This is a genomic window from Pseudomonas versuta (assembly GCF_001294575.1).
GTDB lineage: Bacteria > Pseudomonadota > Gammaproteobacteria > Pseudomonadales > Pseudomonadaceae > Aquipseudomonas > Aquipseudomonas versuta.
This window is the reverse complement of record NZ_CP012676.1, coordinates 189454-210888: the sequence shown is the minus strand read 5'-3', so window position 1 is coordinate 210888 and position 21435 is coordinate 189454. Positions and strand designations below refer to the sequence as shown.

Sequence of the window (21435 nt, the reverse complement as noted above, 5' to 3'; positions counted from 1 at the left end):
AGGTTCTACCTCAGCTTCAGCGTGGCAAGGCCGACCAGAACCAGAATCACGGTGATGATCCAGAAACGGACAATCACACGCGGCTCGGGCCAGCCCTTGAGTTCAAAGTGGTGATGGATCGGCGCCATGCGGAATACCCGCTTGCCGGTCAACTTGAAGGACGCTACCTGGATCACCACGGACAGGGTTTCCATCACGAACACACCGCCCATGATGAACAGCACGATTTCCTGACGCACGATGACCGCGATGGTGCCCAGGGCTGCGCCCAGAGCCAGTGCGCCGACATCGCCCATGAAGACTTGTGCGGGGTATGTGTTGAACCACAGGAATCCGAGACCGGCACCGATCAGCGCGCCGCAGAACACAATCAGTTCACCCGCGCCCGGGACATACGGGATCAACAGGTAGTCGGCAAACTTCACGTTCCCCGACAGGTAGCAGAAGATGCCAAGGGCTCCACCGACCATAACGGTCGGCATGATCGCCAGGCCGTCCAGGCCGTCAGTCAGGTTGACTGCGTTGCTCGAACCCACGATTACAAAGTAGGTCAGCACCACAAAGCCGATTCCCAGCGGGATGCTGGCGTCCTTGAGGATAGGCAGAATCAGCGTGGTTTCGACGGCGCTGGGTGCCGTCATATAAAGAAAGATTGCTGCGCCCAGACCAAACACCGACTGCCAGAAATACTTCCAGCGGCTCGGAAGGCCACGCGAGTTTTTCTCGATCACTTTGCGATAGTCGTCGACCCAGCCAATAGCCCCGAACAGCAGGGTCACGATCATCACGACCCACACATAGCGGTTGCTCAGGTCGGCCCACAGCAAAGTGCTGATGGTGATCGCCGACAGAATCAGTGCACCGCCCATGGTTGGCGTACCGGACTTGGACAAATGCGATTGCGGACCATCGTTACGGACCGACTGGCCGATCTGACGGTTTTGCAGGGTGCGGATCATCCACGGCCCCAGACACAGAGACAAGGTCAACGCCGTCAGTACCCCGAGAATCCCGCGCAGGGACAAGTACTGGAAGACTGCGAAGCCCTTGTAGAACTGTTGTAGATACTCCGCTAGAAGCAGCAGCATTAATGTTTCTCCCCGCTGGAACCGCACAAAGCCGCAACGACGTTTTCCATCGCTGCGCTGCGCGAGCCCTTGATCAAAATGGTGGTGTTTGTTTCGTGCTCAGCGCGAAGCGCCTTGATCAGGTCAGCCTGATTGGCGAAGTGACGAGCCTGGTGTCCAAATGCAGTGACGGCATGAGCCATCATGGGTCCCACCGCATAGAGCGCTGAAACTTTGTCGGCGGCATATGCGCCTACTTCACGATGTCCTTGCTCCGCCCACTCACCTAACTCGCCAATATCTCCGAGCACCAGGACGGTGCGGCCGGAAAAGGCGGCGAGTATATCAACGGCAGCGCACATTGAGGTGGGGTTTGCGTTGTAAGTGTCATCAATAATTCGCAAACCGTCGGCGGTCAGTTGAGCCACCGCACGACCTTTGACCGGCAGTACCGCTTGCAAGCCGCTGGTTATGCCAAACAGCGAGACGCCCAGGGCATGCGCGGCAGCCGCGCCGGCCAGAGCGTTGGCAACGTTGTGCGTGCCCAACAGGTTGAGTTGAACGTGGGCAACACCCAACGGGCAGTGCAAATCGAACGCAGGGCAACCGCGCGCATCGCGGGTCAGATTGCTCGCGTAAAAGTCTGCGTCAGGATTGGTCAGGGCGAAACTGAGTACCTTGCGGCCAGCAGCCCGGGCCTGCCAGATGCCAAAAGCCTTGTCGTCCAGATTGAGGACGGCAATGCCATCTGCGTCGAGTCCTTCGAGAATCTCGCCCTTGGCCTCGACGATTTTTTCCGGCCCGCCGAACTCGCCAACGTGGGCGGTCCCGGCATTATTGAGCACGGCAACCTGGGGTTTTGTCATGCCGACGGTGTAAGCGATTTCACCCAGACGCGAAGCACCCAGTTCAATCACTGCCGCGGTGTGTTCCTGCGTCAGCTCAAGCAGGGTCAGCGGCACGCCCAGGTCATTGTTCAGGTTGCCTTTGGTCGCCAGCACCGGACCACGGGTACGCAGGATGCAGGCGAGCATTTCTTTAACGGTGGTCTTGCCACTGGAACCGGTGATGGCGGCAACCGGCTTGTTGTAACCGGCACGATTGAGCGCACCCAATTGGCCCAATGCAACGCGGGCATCCTTGACCACCAGTTGCGGCAAAGCAGACTCAGGTACTTCGCGCTCGACCAGGGCCGCGACCGCGCCTTTGGCAGCCACTTCATTCAGATAGTCGTGACCATCAAAACGCGGGCCGGTCAAGGCGATAAACAGCTGACCCTTGCTGATCGCACGACTGTCGATGCTGACACCGTTGAAACGGCTATCTGCAGAAACCAGCCGGCCATCCAGCGCATCGGCTACTTCGCTCAGCAATAGAGGCTTAAGCATGGGCAGCCTCCCAGGCATTCAGGGCTTTTTCGGCTTCTACAAGGTCAGAGAAGTCATGGCGCTCGCCATTGATTTCCTGATAGTCCTCGTGACCTTTGCCGGCCAGCACGATCACATCGTCTGCACTGGCACCAGCAATGAATTGCGCAATGGCAGGGCCACGCCCTGGGACAAAATTGATGCGTTCAGGTGAATCAAAACCTGCACGGATGTCGTCGAAGATTTGCGCGGGCGCTTCACTGCGCGGATTGTCATCGGTGACCAATACGCCATCGGCCAAACGCTCTACCACTTCTGCCATTAATGGACGCTTGCCGCGATCGCGATCGCCGCCGCAGCCGAACAGGCACAGCAGCCGGCCTTTGGCATGCGGGCGCAGAGCGAGCAATACTTTTTCCAGCGCATCCGGGGTGTGGGCGTAATCAACCACCACCAGCGGCCTGGTACCGCCACCCAGTCGCTGCATACGCCCTACAGGCCCTTCAAGTTTCGGCAATACAGCGAGGATTTCATCCAGCGCGTAGTCCAGGCCAAGCAAGGCGCCGACCGCAGCCAGTACGTTGCTCAGGTTGAAACGGCCCAGCAGGCTACTGCGTAAATGGTGCTCGCCTTGTGGCGTGACCAATGTGGCGCGCACACCGTCGTCGTCGAAGGTTGCTTCGCGGCAGTAAAGGTAGGCGCTGCTGTCTTCGAGGCTGTAACTGATCAGGCGCGAATCATGTTTTTGCGCCGCCAGCTGGCGACCGAAGTCATCGTCAAGGTTAAGCACACGGCAACCCAGATCAGACCAGGCAAACAGCTTGGCCTTGGCCTCGGCATAAGCCTGCATCGTGCCGTGATAATCCAGATGATCGCGGGACAGGTTGGTCAGCACTGCGACATCAAATGCCAAAGCGCTGACGCGGCCTTGATCCAGCCCGTGGGATGACACTTCCATCGCCACGGCTTTGGCCCCGGCTTTCTTAAGGTCGGCCAACATGGCTTGCACGGCAATCGGGTCCGGGGTGGTATGGCGACCGCTTTGCAGCGCGCCATAAAATCCTGTCCCCAGGGTGCCAACGATGCCGCAATGCTGCCCCAGCAGGTCCAGCGCTTGCGCGACCAGTTGGGTAACGCTGGTTTTGCCGTTGGTGCCAGTGACGCCGACCAGGTTCAAGTGATGGCTCGGGTCGCCATAAAAACGACCGGCGATTTGTGACAGTTGCGCAGCCAGCCCCTTGGCCGGAATCAGCGGTACGGCAGTGATCGGCAATACGTCCGCGCCCTCCACTTCATAAGCGACGGCAGCTGCGCCACGCTTAAGGGCGTCAGCGATATGCTCGCGCCCATCCAGTTTGCCGCCCGGCACGGCGAGGAACAGGTCGCCCGCCCGCACATTGCGGCTGTCGAGGGTCAGCTCACGAATCATCAAATCATGGCCGGCGTGGGGGAAAATCTTGTTCAGGCTCAGGGACATTAGCCGCGCCCTCCTTTGGCTGCTGCAGCGGTCGCGGCTGCTTGTTGCTCTGCAGCCGTCGGCAAGTTATCCGGGGTCACGTTCATCAGGCGCAGGGTGCCGGACATCACTTTGCTGAAGACCGGAGCCGACACCAGACCACCGAAGTAGCCCGCCTTGCTTGGCTCATCGATAACCACAACGATTGCGTAACGCGGATCGCTCATCGGACCGAACCCGGCAAACAGGGAACGGTAAGAGTTCACGGCGTAACCCTTGACGCCGCCGGACGAGGTTTTACGTGCAGTACCCGACTTGCCGCCCACATGATAGGCCGGCACTTTGGCACGCCATACACCGCGCGGGTTCTCGATAACTTCTTGAAGCATGCCCTGAACGGTCTTGGCGACCTGCTCAGGCATGACTTGTGTGGCTTGCGCCGGCTTGTCTGACTTGAGCAGGGTCAGCGGGGCAAGCTTGCCGTTGTTGGCCAGCGCCGAAAATGCATGAACCAGCTGGATCGCCGTCACCGACACACCGTAGCCATAAGACAGGGTCGCTGTTTCAGCCTTGCGCCACTCCCGGTAGTTCGGCAGGTTGCCAACGCGCTCACCCGGGAAACCCAGGCCTGTGTCCTGGCCCAGACCCATTTTGGCCATCTGGCGGAAAATCGCTTCACCACCGATATCGAAAGCAACTTTACTCATGCCCACGTTACTGGAGTTGATCAGAATGCCCGTCAGATCGAGGACCGGGCCTTCAGTGCGCGACACGTCACGAATGGTGTATTTGCCCAGTTGCAGCGTGCCCGGGTAGACCTCAACCTTATCGGTTGGCTTCCAGCGCCCGGTTTCCAGCGCCGCACTCATCGAAATCGGTTTAACCGTTGAGCCAGGCTCGAACACATCGATCATGGCGCGGTTACGCATCATTGCCGGCTGCAGATTGCGACGGTTGTTGGGGTTGTAGGTCGGCTGGTTGACCATGGCCAGAATCTCGCCGGTCTTTACATCCATGATCACCAGGCTGCCGGCCTTGGCACCGTTCTCGACCAGTGCATTGCGCAGTTCACGGTTGGCCAGATATTGCAGGCGCAGGTCAATTGACAACGCCAAGGTCTTCCCTGCCTTGGCGTTTTTTGTGACCTGGACGTCTTTGATCAGGCGCCCGCGCCTGTCCTTGATAACTTGTCGCTTGCCCGGCACGCCGGCCAGCCACTCGTCATAGGCCAGCTCGACACCCTCACGGCCTTTATCGTCGATATCGGTAAAGCCGACCATGTGCGCGGTGACTTCACCGGCCGGGTAAAAGCGGCGGAACTCTTCAATGCCATAAACACCCGGCACTTTAAGGTCGAGCACCGACTGGCCCTGCTCGGGGGTGAGCCCGCGGACCAGATAGATGAATTCTTTATTGGCTTGCTGCTCAAGGCGCGCCGTCAACACTTTGGGGTCTTGCCCAAGCGCGTGCGCCAGGGCTGGCCAACGATCCTTGGCAACCTGCATTTCCTTGGCATTGGCCCATAACGTGGTCACCGGCGTACTCACGGCTAACGGCTCGCCATTACGGTCGGTAATCAGGCCACGGTGTGCCGGGATCTGGATGTGTCGCAGACTGCGCGCATCACCTTGACCCTTGAGGAAGTCATGGTCGATCACCTGCAAGTAGACAATTTGGCAGGCAATCGCACCTACCAGCAGCGCCAGCAGTGCCAGCACTACACGAAAACGCCACGGATAGAGTGCGCCTTCGAGTTTGATCATGGCGCCACCATCCGAACTTCTGCTGCGCCAGGAATGCGCATTTTCAGTTGTTCGCTGGCCAGGGTTTCGATACGGCTATGGGCAGTCCAGGTGCTTTGCTCGAGGATCAGGCGACCCCACTCGGCCTGCGCCTTGTCACGCACACTCAGCTCACCGTACAGGGTATTGAGCAATTGACGGTTCCAGTGGGCGCTATAGGAAACGCCAACGGCTGAAACCAGTACGGCAATAAACAGCAGCAGCATGAAAAAACTTCCGCCGGGAAGTGGTTTGGCGAAGAGCTTGTTCAACGAAGCTTCTCCGCGACGCGCATGACAGCGCTGCGCGAGCGCGGATTGGCTTTGAGCTCCGCTTCGGATGCGAACTGTGCCTTGCCATGGATTTTTATAATGGGATCAAAGCTGGTGTGCTGAACCGGCAAGCCACGAGGCAGATAGTCGGGTTCACCTTTGACCAGATCACGCATGAACAATTTAACGATGCGGTCTTCCAGGGAGTGGAAGCTGATTACCACCAGCCGGCCGCCGACTTCCAGCGATTGCAGTGCCGCTTCGAGGCCGGCTTTGAGATCACCCAGCTCGTTATTTACGTGTATGCGCAGGCCCTGGAAGGTGCGGGTTGCAGGATGCTTGCCCTTTTCCCAGGCCGGGTTGGCCACTTTAAGTACTTCAGCCAGATCGCCAGTGCGTTCGAACGGGGTAATGGCACGACGCTCAACCACAGCACGGGCCATGCGCCCGGAAAAGCGCTCCTCGCCATATTCCTTGAATACGCGAGCGATTTCGTCCTGGGTTGCAGTGTTTACAAATTCAGCGGCGCTGATCCCTTCGTCCGGGTTCATGCGCATGTCCAGCGGACCGTCGTTCATGAAGCTGAAGCCACGCTCCGGGTCGTCAAGCTGCGGTGAAGACACGCCCAGATCGAGGAGAACGCCATTGACCTTGCCGGCCAGACCGCGGGCGGCAATCTCGGAGCCCAATTCGGCAAAGCTGCGTTGCACAATGACAAAGCGGCCGTCTTCGGCCGCTAGCGCTTGCCCTGTGGCAATCGCTTGAGGATCTTTATCAAACCCGAGTAAACGCCCCTTAGGGCCGAGCTTCTGGAGTATCAGGCGGCTATGTCCGCCGCGACCGAAGGTGCCATCCAGATAGCATCCATCAGGACGTACGGCGAGAGCCTCTACGGCTTCGTCAAGCAGCACGGTGATGTGGTTGAAGTCGCTATCTATAGTCACAGGATTAAATCACGCAGTTCTTCAGGCATCGCGCCCGGTTGTTGAATGGCTGCAAGGTCAGCGGCAGAAACAGCTTCCCAGGCATCCTCGTCCCACAGTTGAAACTTGTTTAGCTGGCCAACTAACATCGCGCGCTTATCCAACTTGGCATATTCACGCAAACGCGGCGGTACCAGAAAACGACCACTGCCATCGAGCTCAAGGTCGACGGCATTACCAATCAGCAGACGTTGCAAACGGCGGTTTTCTTCACGCAACGAAGGCAACGCCCGAAGCTTGGATTCTATCAATTCCCACTCATCAAGCGGGTACACACATAAGCAGGGGTCTACCGCATCAATGGTCACGATCAGTTGCCCGGAACTCCTCGAAATCAACTCGTCGCGGTACCGGCTCGGCATTGCGAGACGGCCCTTGGCATCGAGACTGATTGCGTTAGCTCCGCGAAACACGAGGCGTCACTCCCAAAATTAGCGTTTTACGTCAAAAAAACCCACTTTATGCCACTTTTCGCCACTTGCGCACACTATAGGAATGCGCCCACCACACCGTCAAGGAGCGGCCAACAGGAAAATCCTTACATAACTGAGATTTAGGAGGGTAAATAGACGTACAGCAATAAGCGGAGGGATTTTTTGACTACCGATGTGCAACAAACTCAAAGCCCTGGACTTCAAACTTAAAGTAGTTTGTTAAGAGTAAGAACTTTTTGGCATTACACATCGGAATTTTCTTGCGAATACAACGGGGAGATGAAGCGGCTATTTCCTGAAGCGATCTGCTTGCAGCGCAAGCAGAAGAAAAAAGGTGGAGAGTCGATCTGTAAGCCGGGTTCTGTCGTGAACAGTCATTCGTCTACGATGGCCATCACTGGACATCTTTAGCAACCTACCCGGTTCCAGCGCGGGCCACGCCTTGGAACCCTATTTGGTCTTGCTCCAAGTGGGGTTTACCTAGCCACGAACTGTTGCCAGTCGTGCGGTGCGCTCTTACCGCACCTTTTCACCCTTACCGGCGCCGAAGCGCTTAGGCGGTTATTTTCTGTGGCACTTTCCGTAGGCTCACGCCTCCCAGGCATTACCTGGCACTTCGCCCTATGGAGCCCGGACTTTCCTCCCCCCCCTAATTTTCATAGGAGGCAGCGACTGTCCAATCGACTCTCCGGCGCGAAGATTAACTGTACAGAGCGTATAGAACAAGCGTTAAAAGCCAGATGGCTATCTGATTCAACCCGCCCAAAGCCTTTGGCTACAAGCTCTACTAACAAGCAAGTATCAAAAGGCCACTACCCACCCTATCCAATTAATCAACTTTTTGCTTTTCGAGGGCCACTTGATACAACACATTCTTGCGCTCACCGGTTATTTCAGCCGCAAGTGCGGCGGCACGCTTGAGCGGCATTTCCTTTAGCAATAAATCAAGAATACGCATCGCCTCGCTGCTTACAGCCTCTTCTGTTTCAGGCGCAGTCCAACCCGCAACCAGCACCACACACTCACCACGCTGCTGGTTACTGTCGCCCTCTACAAAGGCACGCAACTCGGACAACGGCAAACCTTTGAGGGTCTCAAATGTTTTGGTCAGTTCACGCGCCAGCAAGGCCGGGCGGTCCGGACCGAAGACCAGTTCCAGATCTTGCAGACACTCGAGGATACGATGCGGCGCTTCGTAAAAAATCAGGGTGCGAGGTTCTTCCTTGAGCAACTCAAGGCGCGAACGACGCCCAACCGCTTTAGCCGGCAGGAACCCTTCAAAGATAAATCGATCAGATGGCAGACCTGCAGCCGACAGTGCTGCAATCAGGGCACAGGCACCCGGAACAGGAATAACCCTGACGCCGGCCGCACGCGCCTGACGCACCAGGTGATAACCCGGATCGGAGATTAGCGGTGTCCCTGCATCGGATATCAGGGCGACATCTTCACCTGCCAGCAAGCGCTGAATAAAGCGACTGCCTTCATCACGCTCGTTATGTTCGTGACAGGCCCCCAAAGGGGTGGTGATACCAAAATGCTGCATCAAACGCAGGGAGTGACGAGTGTCTTCGGCCGCAATAAGCGAAACGTCACGCAACACTTTGAGCGCGCGCGCGCTGATGTCGTCCAGGTTACCGATGGGCGTCGCCACCACATAAAGCGACCCGACAACGGAATTCATAGCACCTGGAGCAGTCAAAACGCACACCTCATGAGAGTCAAAGGCGCCATTGTAGCGCGTAGACCCCTCTTGAACGCACCCTCCAGTCTGACTGCAGAGGGCTTGCAAGCAAAAAAATCACCGCTACAACCCGCATAACTCATCTAAATTTAGGCTTTATTGTCTGTAACATCGCGCCCCGGCCAGTGCTTGGGTACACTTCCCACTCTTTTGATCGAGTATCAGGAACACTACATGATCGCTTGCCTGCGGCTGTTCACTGCCCTCTGCCTTGCTGCCCTGTTGGCGGCTTGTGCCAGCTCGCCCTCGTCCAGCCTTGGCGAACTCCCCCGGACCCCGGATGCCAGCCTTGAACAGCTGCTGCAACAGGCGTCGCAAACCCAAAATCCGGAAAAAGCCGCTTTGTTGCGCTTGTCGGCGGCCGACCTCGCCATGCGCCAAAAGAATGATCAGCGCGCAGCGCAGATTTTGGCCCAGGTCCCACTGGATCAGCTCAAACCAGCGCAGCAAGTATTTGCCAGCACACTGGCAGCCGAACTGGCAATGAACCGCAATGATCCCAAAGCAGCATTGGCCGCCCTGAATCACCCGAGCGTGTCACGCATTGGCGAGTTGCCCAACGATTTGCAAGTGCGCACACATACAGTCCATGCCCGCGCTCTTGAAGCTGACGGCCAGACACTGGCTGCAGCACGCGAACGTGCGGCGATGAGCCCGATCCTGACCGGCGATGCAGCCAACAGTAACAACGAAGCCATCTGGACATTGGTCGCCGCATTACCGGTCGATCAATTGCGCGGGCAGAGCAACGATGTGATGGGCGGATGGATGTCTCTTGCACTGGCAGTGAAGAGCGCCGGTACTTTGCAGGATCAACAAAACGCCATCGACCAGTGGCGTGCACAGAACCCCAATCACCCGGCTTCGATCCAACTGCCTGCTCCACTGATCAAACTCAAAGAGCTGGCCAGCCAGCCATTGACCAAAATCGCCGTACTGCTACCACAGGATGGCCAGTTGGCCGCTGTCGGCAAAGCCCTGCGCGACGGCTTTATGGCTGCTCACTACCAGGCACAGCAAGCCGGGGCAAACCCGCCGAGCATTCAGTTTTATGACAGCTCGCGCCTGACATCACTGGATGATTTCTATCGCACTGCACAGGCCGATGGCGTGCAACTGGTGGTTGGTCCGCTGGAGAAGTCTCTGGTCAAGCAGCTCAATGCACGCCCACAACTGCCTATCACCACACTGGCACTAAATTACAGCGATGGCGCCCAAGGCCCAGCGCAACTGTTCCAGTTTGGCCTGGCAGCTGAAGACGAAGCCCGCGAAGTAGCCCGCCGCGCCCGCGCCGACGGGTTGACCCGCGCTGGCGCCATGGTGCCTAAAGGTGAATGGGGCGAGCGCGTGCTCAATGCGTTCCGCCAGGAATGGGTCGCCCATGGCGGCTCCATCGTCGGCATTGAATACATTGATAAACCCGTAGCCCTGGCACAGCAGGTTGGCGATCTGGTGCAACTGCGTAAAAGTGCAGGCGAGCCTATGCAGTTCCTGTTTTTGGCTGCCACACCCCAGCAAGCCCAGCAGATCAAACCGACCCTGAACTATCAATACGCAGGCGACCTGCCGGTTTACGCCACTTCCCACGTTTTCAGTGCGAGCGGCAATCAGGATCAGTACAAAGACATGAATGGCGTACGCTTTTGCGAAACTCCATGGCTGCTGGAACCGGGTAACCCGTTGCGCCAGCAAGTGGCCGCGCAATGGCCCCAGGCCGGTAGCAGCCTGGGCCGCCTGTACGCCATGGGCGTTGACGCCTATACCCTGACATCGCGCCTGGGCCAGCTCAAAGCCCTGCCAGACAGCAGGATCGACGGCCTGTCAGGCAGCCTCAGCATGAGCCCGTCGCAACATGTCGAACGCCAGCTGCCATGGGCCGAGTTTGTTAACGGCCAGGTTCAGCGCCTGCCCGACACTCCGAACTGATGCCCGACCGCTCAAGCCTGAAAACAGGCAAGGATGCCGAGCGCATGGCGCTGCGGCATCTTGAGCAACAGGGTTTACGCTTGCTGGCACAGAACTGGCTATGCAAGCGTGGCGAGCTGGATCTGGTCATGCTTGACGGCGATACAGTAGTATTCGTCGAAGTTCGTTACAGACAACATGCGCAATGGGGTGGAGCATTAGCCAGCATTGACGCACGCAAGCGGCAGAAGCTGATACTTGCAGCTCAGTATTTTTTACAACGCGAGTCGCGCTGGGCCAATCACCCGTGCCGATTTGACGTCGTGGCAATGGACAGCGCAACACCTCACTTGAACTGGCTACGGAATGCCTTTGACAGCTAGCAAGCTGCAGGGCCTATTCCAGCACCCTTTTATTAAACGATTTTGCTTTGCTTTGCGGGCTGCACATTTTTGTGCCGGGAAGTCACCCAGGAACACTTGGGTTACGCCCGACCAGCCGCCCTACTTAAGGTCACATAGATGGACATGCAATCCCGGATTCGCCAGCTTTTTCAGGCCAGCATCGACACCAAGCAGCAGGCGATGGACGTTCTTGCACCTCACATCGAGCAAGCGAGCCAGGTGATGGTCAACGCATTGCTCAACGAAGGCAAAATGCTTTCATGCGGCAACGGCGGCTCTGCAGGCGACGCACAGCACTTTTCATCAGAGCTGCTCAATCGCTTTGAACGCGAGCGTCCCAGCCTGCCCGCCATTGCACTCACCACTGACACTTCGACGATCACCTCGATCGCCAACGATTACAGCTTCAATGAGATTTTCTCCAAACAGATCCGCGCCCTGGGCCAGCCAGGCGATGTCTTGTTGGCCATTTCAACCAGCGGCAACTCAGCCAACATCATCCAGGCAATTCAGGCTGCGCATGATCGCGAAATGATTGTGGTTGCCATGACGGGTCGAGATGGCGGCGGCATGGCTTCACTGCTGCTGCCAGAAGACGTGGAGATTCGCGTCCCTTCCAATGTCACCGCACGTATTCAAGAAGTCCACCTGCTGACGATCCACTGCTTGTGCGATCTGATCGACAGCCAACTGTTCGGGAGTGAAGAATGACTTTAAAACGCCTCAGCCTGGTTGCCCTGACCCTATGCCTTGGCCTGACCGCCGGCTGCAGCTCAGTACTGACAGCCACCCGCGACACGCCGATCGAAGATGATCGTGGCACGCGCACGTTCGGCAGCAAGATCGACGACTCGTTGATCGAAACCAAGGTCGCCGTGAACGTAGCCAAGGCCAACCCGGATCTGGACACAGGCTCACACATCGTCGTGACCAGCTACAACGGCATCGTATTGCTGGCTGGCCAGACCCCTCGCGCCGACCTCAAGGCCCAGGCCGAGCAAGCCGCAGCCGCTGTGCAGCGAGTGAAGAAGGTCAACAACGAACTTCAAGTCATGGCACCGTCTTCGATCCTTGCACGCAACAATGACGCGTGGCTGACGACCAAGATCAAAACCCAGATGCTGACCGACAGCGCGATTCCGGGCTCGCGGATCAAAATCGTCACTGAAAACGGCATCGTCTACATGCTTGGCCTGGTGACCAAGCAGGAAGCAACCCGCGCAACCAATCTGGTGCAGGGCGTTTCCGGGGTACAGAAAATCGTGAAGCTGTTTGAGTACATCGACTGACCAAACGATTGCCTCGCGATCTTATAAAAATCAGACACAAAAAAGGCGACCCTTGCAGGTCGCCTTTTTTGTTACTTGACCACTTTCAGGCTTGGCCGACCCGTAGGTCTTGGCGGCTCAGTACCTGGCGGCGGCCCATCGTCATCCGGCTCGACCTCGTCATCGCCATCTACAGGCTCTTCCAGATCAAACACCATGCCCTGGCCATTCTCACGGGCGTAAACCCCCAGAATTGCCGCAATAGGCACGTACAACGTGTGTGGCACACCACCAAAACGCCCTTCAAAGCTTACTGCTTCGTTGTCCATGTGCAATTGACGCACGGCGGTGGGCGAAACATTCAGGACAATCTGCCCGTCACTGGCAAAACCCTGAGGTACTTGCACCTTCGGGTAGTCAGAATTAACCAGCATGTGCGGAGTGCAATCGTTATCAACAATCCACTCATAGAGCGCACGCACCAGATAAGGTCGACTTGAATTCATCAAGGGCTCCTAAAGCCTTAGCGCATATCGCGTTCAACGCCAGACAAGCTTGCCTGGAAAGTCTCACGCGCAAACTGGCGCTCCATATAGTCAAGCAGCGGCTTGGCCGGCCGCGGCAATTCGATACCCAAAATAGGCAAGCGCCAGAGTATCGGCAATAGACAGCAGTCGACCAGACTTAGCTCCGTGCTGAGGAAAAAAGGTTTGTCTGCAAACAATGCAGACACACCTGTCAGACTCTCACGCAGCTCTTTACGCGCCTGAACCCGCGCAGGCTCCTTGGTACGCGAATCAAGAATCAGATCCACCAGCACGCACCAGTCACGCTGGATGCGATGAATCAGCAGACGGCTATTGGCCCGCGCTACCGGATATACCGGCAACAGCGGCGGATGCGGGTAACGCTCATCCAGATATTCCATCACCACCGTCGACTCCCACAACGCCAGGTCACGATCGACCAAGGTTGGCAGGCTGCCATACGGGTTCACTTCGATCAGCTTCGGCGGCTGACGGCCCGCCTCCACACTGATGATCTCGGCGCTGACACCTTTCTCGGCGAGCACAATGCGTACTCGATGGGAATAGTGGTCGGCGGGGTCGGAGTAACAGGCCAACCGATTGGTCACGCCCATGGCGGTCCTCCTCGCTTGTTGAAATTATCAGGAGCGGAAAAACGAACGCGCCCAAGGAATGTCTCCGGTAACCGCAGAACCCGGGCGGACAAGGTCTTGCAACCTTGCCCGCCACTCATCCTGCACTGTTACCTTTTCAGAGACACCCTCGGGCGCGCACGATTAACAGCAATGCGTGTAACGATATCAGTGCACATCTTTCCAGTATTCGCGCTTGAGCAGATAAGCGAATACGAAGAAGAAGGCCAGATAGAGCAGTACGTAGGTACCGATGCGCTGATGCTCCAGCTTCACCGGGTTGGCCGAATAGGCCAGGAAGGTCACAAGGTTCTTGATCTTCTCATCGAACTGCTCTTCATTCAGCGTGCCGGTTTTAGGCAAAACTGTCAGCTGGTCGCATGCTTCATGTGTCAAAGGCGTGCCAGTGAGCGGATCATACTGCTTCTTGCCGTCTTCGACGATCTGTACTTGCTTGCAACCTACAACCTGACGCCCTTGCAACGGTGCCAAAACGTTCGGCATCCCCACATTCGGGAAGACTTTGTTGTTCACACCCCAAGGGCGTGACGGGTCTTCGTAGAAAGAGCGCAGGTAGCTATACAGCCAGTCAGTACCACGAACACGCGCCACCAGGGTCAAGTCTGGCGGTGCAGCACCGAACCAGGCCTTGGCATCTTCAGGCTGCATGCCGATGTTCATGTGGTCGCCAATTTTGGCGCCGGTGAACACCAGGTTCTCAAGCATGAGGTCATGGGGGATCCCCAGATCATCGGCAACACGCTCGTACCGCTGGAACTTGGCGCTGTGACAACCCATGCAGTAGTTGGCGAACGTACGGGCGCCGTCCTGCAGGGCCGCCTTGTCAGAAACATCGATGTCGACCTTGTCGAGCTGAACACCCTGTTCCGCCGCAAAGGACAACACAGGCATCACCGCCAGCATCAATACAGCAAATAGCTTTCTCATCAGCCAGTCACCCTTTCCGGAACCGGTTTGGTCTTCTCAAGCCTGGTGTAGAACGGCATCAGAATGAAGTAGGCGAAGTACAGGAACGTACAAACCTGCGACAGCAATGTACGTTCCGGGGTCGGTGCCAATACACCCAACACGCCCAGAATCACGAACGAGATGCAGAACACCCACAGCCATATTTTGCTCAGCCAGCCCTTGTAGCGCATGGACTTCACCGGGCTACGGTCAAGCCATGGCAACACGAACAGCATGGCAATTGCAGCCCCCATGGCGATTACGCCAAGCAGCTTGTCCGGGATCGCACGCAAGATGGCGTAGAACGGAGTGAAGTACCAGACGGGTGCAATATGCTCAGGCGTTTTAAATGCGTTTGCCTGCTCAAAGTTAGGTTTTTCCAGGAAATAACCACCCATTTCCGGGAAAAAGAACACAATTGAACAGAAGATAAACAGGAACACCACCACACCGACGATATCCTTCACGGTGTAATACGGATGGAAAGGAATGCCATCCAGCGGTACGCCGTTTTCGTCTTTATGCTTCTTGATGTCCACGCCGTCAGGGTTGTTGGACCCCACTTCGTGCAAGGCCAGAACGTGCAGCACAACCAGACCCAGGATCACGATAGGCAAGGCTACTACGTGCAGGGCGAAGAAACGGTTCAGGGTAATGCCGGAGATCAGGTAGTCACCACGGATCCACTGAGTCAGGTCGTTACCGATAACCGGAATCGCACCGAACAGCGAGATGATCACCTGAGCACCCCAGTAGGACATTTGCCCCCAAGGCAGCAGGTAACCCATAAAGGCCTCTGCCATCAGGGCCAGATAAATCATCATGCCGAACAGCCAGACCAGCTCACGCGGCTTCTGATACGAACCGTAGAGCAAGCCACGGAACATGTGCAGATACACCACAACAAAGAATGCTGACGCACCGGTTGAGTGCAAATAGCGCAGGATGGAACCGTATTCGACGTCACGCATAATGTATTCGACGGAGGCAAACGCCTCTTCTGCCGACGGCGTGTAGCTCATTGTCAGCCACACACCGGTGACAATCTGGTTGACCAGAACGAGCAATGCGAGAGAACCGAAGAAATAAAAGAAGTTGAAGTTCTTCGGGGCGTAGTACTTGCTGAGATGGTCTTCCCACATTTTGGTTGCGGGGAAGCGGGCATCAATCCAGTCCATGAACTTGCTCATTACGCGCTCTCCCCTTCAAGGCCAACGACAATCACATTGTCACTGCCCTCAACATAGTAGTAAGGCGGTACCGGCAGGTTCAGTGGAGCAGGTTGCGACTTGTAGACGCGGCCGGCCAGGTCATAGTGCGAACCATGGCAAGGGCAGAAATAACCCCCAACCCAATCCTTGCCCAGGTCAGCAGGAGCAACCTCGGGACGGAAAGTAGGCGAACATCCCAAATGAGTGCAAATCCCAATCAACACCAAAACTTCTGGCTTGATAGATCGCCATTCGTTTTTTGAGTTTTCAGGTTGATCGGATTGATTGGAGTCAGGATCAGCGAGCTGTCCTTCAATCTTCTTGAGATTTGTCAGGATCTCCTCAGTGCGGCGGACAATGAATACCGGCTGACCACGCCATTCAGCAATCATCTGCTGCCCTGGCTCGATCTTTGCAATATTCACTTTCACCGGTGCGCCTGCGGCTTTCGCCTTGGCACTGGGAAACCACGACCCCACGAACGGGACCGCCGCCCCCACCGCTCCTGCAGCACCCACCACGGATGTGGCTGCTACGAGGAAGCGACGCCGGCCGACATTTACGCCGTCATTGCTCATTCAGTCCTCTCCCATCAGCTTTGTGGCCTGTTAAATCAGGCATCTACTAAGTAAAAATCTGAACTTATAAAAATTTTGCAGAATGGTAATGAAAAGCCCCTACTCTGACAAGGTAATTACCGCTCTGGGTCGGCTACAAGCCTTGTAGTATAGGCATTTGCTGAATGTGGCAAGTTGTCACACCAATAATTCATCACCCATAAAAAAAGCCCAGCTCCTAAGGAGACTGGGCTTTTTTGAACGAAGCTGCGAATTAACGCTTCGAGTACTGCGGACGCTTACGCGCTTTACGCAGACCGACTTTCTTACGTTCAACTTCACGAGCATCGCGAGTTACGAAGCCTGCTTTGCGCAGAGCGCCACGCAGAGTTTCGTCGTACTGCATCAGTGCGCGAGTGATACCGTGGCGGATTGCGCCAGCCTGACCACTTACACCACCACCGATCACGGTGACGTAGATGTCGAATTTCTCGACAGTCTCAGTCAGTTCCAACGGCTGACGAACTACCATGCGGGCAGTTTCGCGACCGAAGAAATTCTCCAGAGTGCGGTTGTTGATCGAGATGTTACCGGTACCTGGACGCAGGAAAACGCGTGCGGTTGCGGTTTTACGACGGCCAGTGCCGTAGTTTTGAGTCGCCGACATAATGAACTATTCCGTTAAAACTTCAGTTCTTGGGGCTGCTGAGCAGTATGAGGGTGAACAGCGCCCGCATAGACTTTCAGCTTACGGTACATGTCGCGACCCAGCGGGTTTTTAGGCAGCATGCCTTTAACCGCGGTCTCGATCACGCGTTCAGGAGCTTTGGCGATCAGCTTTTCAAAGTTGATCGACTTAATCCCGCCCGGGAAACCGGAGTGAGAGTAGTACATTTTGTCAGTGGTCTTAGCACCAGTGACACGAATCTGCTCGGCATTGATAACAACGATGTAGTCACCGGTGTCAACGTGCGGAGTGTATTCAGGCTTGTGCTTGCCACGCAGACGGCTCGCGATTTCGGTGGCCAGACGACCCAGTGTCTGGCCAGCAGCGTCGACGACAAACCAGTCGCGCGTAACTGTTTCCGGTTTAGCAGTAAAAGTTTTCATTCTTTATAGCCTCAGGGGCCGCCCTGTAAATTAGACGGCGGATCTTACTGAATAGTGCGTACTTTGACAAGTCAAAGGCAGCCGGATACAGACGCTATCGGGGGCTCGGGTCAGCGCGTCCGTTCAACGGCAAGATTCTTCGGCAGGCGGCGCATCACTTCCACCGCAGAAAGAGGTCGGCAATTATCCAGATTGCGAAACAAAATACAACCTGCTTTTATGATTCTTTACCCGAAGGAGTCACCGATGGACTACCGCCAGCTAGGCCGCACCAATTTGAAAGTCAGTGCAATTGCTCTCGGAACCATGACGTGGGGCGAGCAAAACACGCAGGATGAAGCCTTCGCCCAGATCGAGTACGCGAAAAACGCCGGTATCAATTTCATCGACACCGCCGAAATGTATCCGGTACCGCCCAAGGCAGAAACTTACGCCAGCACCGAGCGCTACATTGGCAACTGGTTCAAAACCCGGGGCGATCGCGCCGACTGGATCCTGGCCAGCAAGATCGCCGGCCCCGGCAATGGCATCGACTACATTCGTGACGGCCAACTCAAACACAACCGCACACATATCGTCCAGGCACTGGACGCCAGCCTCAAACGCCTGCAAACCGACTGGATCGACCTCTACCAACTGCATTGGCCAGAGCGCAGCACCAACTTCTTCGGGCAACTGGGCTACAAACATAATGCCGACGAAGACTTCACCCCGCTCGAAGATACCCTTGAAGCGCTGGACGAGCAGGTCAAGGCCGGCAAAATTCGCCATATCGGCCTGTCCAACGAAACACCATGGGCCACCATGAAATTCCTGCAACTGGCTGAAAGCCGGGGGTGGCCACGCGCCGTTTCGATCCAGAACCCTTACAACCTGCTGAACCGCAGCTTTGAAGTCGGCCTGGCTGAAATTGCCATTCGCGAACAATGCGGCCTGCTCGCCTACTCACCCCTGGCGTTCGGCATGCTCTCAGGCAAGTACAGTGGCGGTGCGCAACCGCCAAAAGGCCGCCTGAGTCTCTACAGCCGCTTCTCGCGCTATTCAAACCCGCAAGCAGTGACTGCCAGCGAGCGCTACGTGGCGCTGGCTCGCGAACACGGCCTGGACCCGGCGCAAATGGCGCTGGCATATGTAACGCAACAGCCCTTCGTGACCAGCAACATCATCGGCGCCACGACGATGGAGCAGCTTGCCAGCAACATTGGCAGTTTCGACCTGAAACTGTCGGATGAAGTGCTCGCAGGCATTGAAGCCATCCACAAGGACCAGCCAAACCCGGCACCCTAGCCGCACCGCTTGCGCAGGCTGCGTTCGATTGCGAAGCGATCGTAAAACCTGAAAGCGCGGTTTTCCTGGAGGACCGCGCAACCTGACTTTACGAAGGCTTAACCAACGGACGCGGCCTGGGACAACTGCTACGGAGTTCGCGCTAGCCCCTTACCCCTAGACACACAGGATAAAAAATAAGACGATCCAGCCGTAAGTTGACCAATTTCACCTATAAGAATAATCAAATCATGTCTAACCAACTCTCCACGCCCCTGCGGCGCGTCAGCATCTTGGCCATCGATCAGGTATTTGCCTCAACCCTGATGCAGGCCAAGGATTTCTTTCATCTCGCCAGCCTGCGCCATGGCAAAAAACTGGGCCTGGGTCTCATCGCCGGATTCGAAACCCGACTGGTCAGCCCCGACGGCAACCCCGTCAGCAGCTTCAGCAACGTAGTGATCCCCGTCGATGGCGCCCTGGAAGACACTGACATCATTATCCTCCCGGCCTTCTGGGACGACTTTGACACCCTGTGCCAGCGCTATCCGCAAATCCTGCCCTGGCTACGTGCGCAGCATGCCCGTGGTGCAGTCTTGTGCGCCGAGGCCACTGGAGCCTTCTGGCTGGCCGAAGCCGGGCTGCTGGACGGCAAGGAAGCCACCACCTACTGGCGGTTTTTCAATAGCTTCGCCGAGCGCTTCCCGCGGGTTCACCTCAATCAGGACAAGCACCTGACCGACGCCGACAACCTCTACTGCGCCGGCGGCCCGACCTCAGCCTGCGATCTCTATATTTATCTGATCGAACGTTTTTGCGGGGCCAACATCGCCCAGGCCGTGGCCCGCGACATCCTCTACGAAGTGCAGCGCAACTACGCGCCCGGACGTATTGGTTTTGGCGGGCAAAAGCTGCATCAGGACGTGATAATCCTGCAAATCCAGCACTGGCTCGAAGAGCATTTTGCAGACAAGTTCCGCTTCGAAGACGTAGCCCGGGAACATGGCATGAGCATCCGCAATTTCATGCGCCGTTTTCAGATGGCAACTGGTGACAAACCCTTGCACTACCTGCAACGTCTGCGCATAGAAACCGCCAAGGGCCTGCTCTCGGCCACCCGCAAAAGCATCAAGACCATCAGCTACGACGTGGGCTACGACGATGCGAGCTTCTTTGCACGGCTGTTTCGTCAGCACACCGAACTGTCACCCAATCAATACCGGCAACAGTTCCAGCAGGCCGCCTGACCTGTAGCCAGCCTCTCTATGGCCGCAGCCCGACTTCTGCATGGATCGCGACACATAAAAAAAGGCCTGCAATGCAGGCCTTTTTTGATACAGCGCTCGACTACGGCTTGTGCGCCCGCGTCAGGTATTCATGGGACTGCATCTCAAGCAGGCGGCTAAGAGTGCGCTGAAACTCGAAGTTCAGACGCCCGCCTTTATACAGATCCTTCAGCTCAACTTCAGCCGAGATAATCAGCTTTACGCCCCGGTCATAGAACTCGTCGACCATGTTGATAAAACGTCGCGCAATGTCGTCGCTTTTAACGTCCATTTGCTCCACGCCGCTGATGATCACCGCGTTGAAAATCTTGCCCAGCTCGATGTAGTCGTTCTGGCTGCGCGGACCATCACACAGTTCGCGGAAATCGAACCAGGCCACGTCATCACAGGTACGCACTGCGCGAATGGTGCGGTTCTCAATGATCAGATCGTCATTCTCGATCACCTTGGAAGAGTTATGCGTCAACGCTTTAAAGCTCTCGCGCAGGCACTTCTCGGAAGCCTCGTTAAGCGGAAAATGGTAAAGCTCGGCCTGCTCCAGGTGGCGCAGACGGTAATCGACGCCACTGTCGACGTTGACGATGTCGGTGTTCTGCTTGATCAGTGCAATCGCCGGCAGGAAGCGCGCACGTTGCAGGCCGTCCTTGTACAGGCCATCCGGCACGATGTTCGAGGTCGCGACCAGGGTCACGCCATTTTTGAACAATTCTTCCATCAGGGTGCCGAGGATCATGGCATCGGTAATGTCCGACACAAAAAACTCGTCAAAACAAATCACCCGCGCCTCATCGGCGAAACGCTTGGCAATGATGGTCAGTGGATTCTTTTCACCATTGAGGGTGCGCATTTCTTCATGCACACGCTTCATGAAACGGTGGAAGTGAGTACGCACCTTCTGCTTGAACGGCAGCGCATCAAAGAACGTATCGACCAGATAGGTTTTACCCCGGCCCACACCGCCCCAGAAATACAGACCCTTGACCGGCGTCTGTTCTTTTTTGCCGAACAGCTTGCCGAGCAACCCCGGCTTGCTCTGCGAGGAGGCAACCAGGTCGTCATACAGACGCTGCAGATGGCGCACGGCATTTTCCTGCGCGGCATCGTGGAAGAAGTCCGGGCGTTTCAGATCAGCTTGATATCGTTCTAGAGGCGTCATAATTCGTTAGCAAGGCAACAAAAACGGGCCGCCACTGTAG

Annotated in this window: 22 protein-coding genes and 1 other RNA gene; 6 read left to right on the top strand and 17 right to left on the bottom strand. The window is 56.5% G+C overall.

All coding sequences use genetic code 11. The annotated features are described in order from the left end of the window. Nucleotides 1-5 precede the first annotated feature (5 nt). The 9 genes from mraY to rsmI form a co-directional block, all read right to left on the bottom strand. Nucleotides 6-1088 (bottom strand): phospho-N-acetylmuramoyl-pentapeptide-transferase, encoded by a 1083-nt coding sequence (gene mraY / locus AOC04_RS00995; protein WP_003443623.1) that lies wholly within the window; start codon nucleotides 1086-1088, stop codon nucleotides 6-8. Beyond that, the gene (locus tag AOC04_RS00990; RefSeq protein WP_060690755.1) at nucleotides 1088-2455 is read right to left on the bottom strand and encodes a UDP-N-acetylmuramoyl-tripeptide--D-alanyl-D-alanine ligase; all 1368 of its coding nucleotides are present in this window, start codon (nucleotides 2453-2455) and stop codon (nucleotides 1088-1090) included. The genes mraY and AOC04_RS00990 overlap by 1 nt, the downstream gene beginning before the upstream one ends. Then, on the bottom strand, nucleotides 2448-3911 hold the full coding sequence (locus AOC04_RS00985; RefSeq protein ID WP_060690754.1) for a UDP-N-acetylmuramoyl-L-alanyl-D-glutamate--2,6-diaminopimelate ligase: 1464 nt from the start codon (nucleotides 3909-3911) through the stop codon (nucleotides 2448-2450). Before AOC04_RS00985 ends, AOC04_RS00990 begins: the two co-directional genes overlap by 8 nt. Next, nucleotides 3911-5653, bottom strand: coding sequence for a peptidoglycan D,D-transpeptidase FtsI family protein (locus AOC04_RS00980; RefSeq protein ID WP_060690753.1), 1743 nt, complete (start codon nucleotides 5651-5653; stop codon nucleotides 3911-3913). The genes AOC04_RS00985 and AOC04_RS00980 overlap by 1 nt, the downstream gene beginning before the upstream one ends. Further along, entirely contained in the window at nucleotides 5650-5943 is a 294-nt protein-coding gene (gene ftsL, locus AOC04_RS00975) for a cell division protein FtsL (RefSeq protein WP_003443637.1), read from the bottom strand. Before ftsL ends, AOC04_RS00980 begins: the two co-directional genes overlap by 4 nt. Then, entirely contained in the window at nucleotides 5940-6887 is a 948-nt protein-coding gene (gene rsmH / locus AOC04_RS00970; RefSeq protein WP_060690752.1) for a 16S rRNA (cytosine(1402)-N(4))-methyltransferase RsmH, read from the bottom strand. Before rsmH ends, ftsL begins: the two co-directional genes overlap by 4 nt. Next, nucleotides 6884-7339, bottom strand: coding sequence for a division/cell wall cluster transcriptional repressor MraZ (gene mraZ, locus AOC04_RS00965; protein ID WP_060690751.1), 456 nt, complete (start codon nucleotides 7337-7339; stop codon nucleotides 6884-6886). The genes rsmH and mraZ overlap by 4 nt, the downstream gene beginning before the upstream one ends. Nucleotides 7340-7694: 355 nt before the next feature. Next, nucleotides 7695-8048: RNase P RNA component class A (gene rnpB / locus AOC04_RS00960), an RNA gene on the bottom strand. A 141-nt stretch (nucleotides 8049-8189) separates the two neighbouring features. Next, nucleotides 8190-9044: a 16S rRNA (cytidine(1402)-2'-O)-methyltransferase gene (gene rsmI, locus AOC04_RS00955; protein ID WP_060690750.1), complete on the bottom strand. Its 855-nt coding sequence runs from the start codon at nucleotides 9042-9044 to the stop codon at nucleotides 8190-8192. A 234-nt stretch (nucleotides 9045-9278) separates the two neighbouring features. On the opposite strand from rsmI, the gene AOC04_RS00950 reads away from it, so the two are divergent. From AOC04_RS00950 to AOC04_RS00935, 4 genes are all read left to right on the top strand, one after another. Continuing rightward, complete coding sequence (locus tag AOC04_RS00950; RefSeq protein WP_060690749.1) at nucleotides 9279-11030, top strand: penicillin-binding protein activator; 1752 nt, start codon at nucleotides 9279-9281, stop codon at nucleotides 11028-11030. Then, on the top strand, nucleotides 11030-11392 hold the full coding sequence (locus tag AOC04_RS00945; protein WP_060690748.1) for a YraN family protein: 363 nt from the start codon (nucleotides 11030-11032) through the stop codon (nucleotides 11390-11392). The genes AOC04_RS00950 and AOC04_RS00945 overlap by 1 nt, the downstream gene beginning before the upstream one ends. 138 nt (nucleotides 11393-11530) lie before the next feature. Further along, nucleotides 11531-12124: a phosphoheptose isomerase gene (locus tag AOC04_RS00940; protein WP_060690747.1), complete on the top strand. Its 594-nt coding sequence runs from the start codon at nucleotides 11531-11533 to the stop codon at nucleotides 12122-12124. Next, nucleotides 12121-12702 carry a BON domain-containing protein gene (locus tag AOC04_RS00935; protein ID WP_060690746.1) on the top strand — a complete coding sequence of 194 codons (582 nt, stop codon included), beginning with the start codon at nucleotides 12121-12123 and terminating at the stop codon, nucleotides 12700-12702. Before AOC04_RS00940 ends, AOC04_RS00935 begins: the two co-directional genes overlap by 4 nt. A 71-nt stretch (nucleotides 12703-12773) precedes the next feature. Here AOC04_RS00935 and AOC04_RS00930 read toward each other — a convergent pair whose 3' ends face one another. The 7 genes from AOC04_RS00930 to rplM form a co-directional block, all read right to left on the bottom strand. Further along, nucleotides 12774-13187, bottom strand: a complete 414-nt coding sequence (locus AOC04_RS00930) for a ClpXP protease specificity-enhancing factor (RefSeq protein WP_060690745.1) — start codon at nucleotides 13185-13187, stop codon at nucleotides 12774-12776. Between the two features lie 17 nt (nucleotides 13188-13204). After that, entirely contained in the window at nucleotides 13205-13822 is a 618-nt protein-coding gene (locus AOC04_RS00925) for a glutathione S-transferase N-terminal domain-containing protein (protein ID WP_060690744.1), read from the bottom strand. A gap of 186 nt (nucleotides 13823-14008) precedes the next feature. Next, nucleotides 14009-14788, bottom strand: a complete 780-nt coding sequence (locus AOC04_RS00920; protein ID WP_060690743.1) for a cytochrome c1 — start codon at nucleotides 14786-14788, stop codon at nucleotides 14009-14011. Continuing rightward, nucleotides 14788-15999, bottom strand: a complete 1212-nt coding sequence (locus AOC04_RS00915) for a cytochrome b (protein ID WP_060690742.1) — start codon at nucleotides 15997-15999, stop codon at nucleotides 14788-14790. Before AOC04_RS00915 ends, AOC04_RS00920 begins: the two co-directional genes overlap by 1 nt. Next, entirely contained in the window at nucleotides 15999-16598 is a 600-nt protein-coding gene (gene petA, locus AOC04_RS00910) for a ubiquinol-cytochrome c reductase iron-sulfur subunit (RefSeq protein WP_060690741.1), read from the bottom strand. The genes AOC04_RS00915 and petA overlap by 1 nt, the downstream gene beginning before the upstream one ends. A 253-nt stretch (nucleotides 16599-16851) precedes the next feature. Then, nucleotides 16852-17244 (bottom strand): 30S ribosomal protein S9, encoded by a 393-nt coding sequence (gene rpsI / locus AOC04_RS00905; protein ID WP_003216038.1) that lies wholly within the window; start codon nucleotides 17242-17244, stop codon nucleotides 16852-16854. 14 nt (nucleotides 17245-17258) lie between these two features. Further along, nucleotides 17259-17687: a 50S ribosomal protein L13 gene (gene rplM / locus AOC04_RS00900; protein WP_048359182.1), complete on the bottom strand. Its 429-nt coding sequence runs from the start codon at nucleotides 17685-17687 to the stop codon at nucleotides 17259-17261. Between the two features lie 246 nt (nucleotides 17688-17933). On the opposite strand from rplM, the gene AOC04_RS00895 reads away from it, so the two are divergent. Beyond that, nucleotides 17934-18974, top strand: a complete 1041-nt coding sequence (locus AOC04_RS00895) for an NADP(H)-dependent aldo-keto reductase (protein WP_060690740.1) — start codon at nucleotides 17934-17936, stop codon at nucleotides 18972-18974. A 305-nt stretch (nucleotides 18975-19279) separates the two neighbouring features. Continuing rightward, a complete protein-coding gene (locus AOC04_RS00890; protein ID WP_171970565.1) occupies nucleotides 19280-20200 on the top strand; it encodes a GlxA family transcriptional regulator in 921 nt (306 codons plus the stop codon). Between the two features lie 100 nt (nucleotides 20201-20300). Here the strand turns inward: AOC04_RS00890 and zapE are convergent, their stop codons facing one another. Beyond that, the gene (gene zapE, locus AOC04_RS00885; RefSeq protein WP_060690739.1) at nucleotides 20301-21395 is read right to left on the bottom strand and encodes a cell division protein ZapE; all 1095 of its coding nucleotides are present in this window, start codon (nucleotides 21393-21395) and stop codon (nucleotides 20301-20303) included. Nucleotides 21396-21435 lie beyond the last annotated feature (40 nt).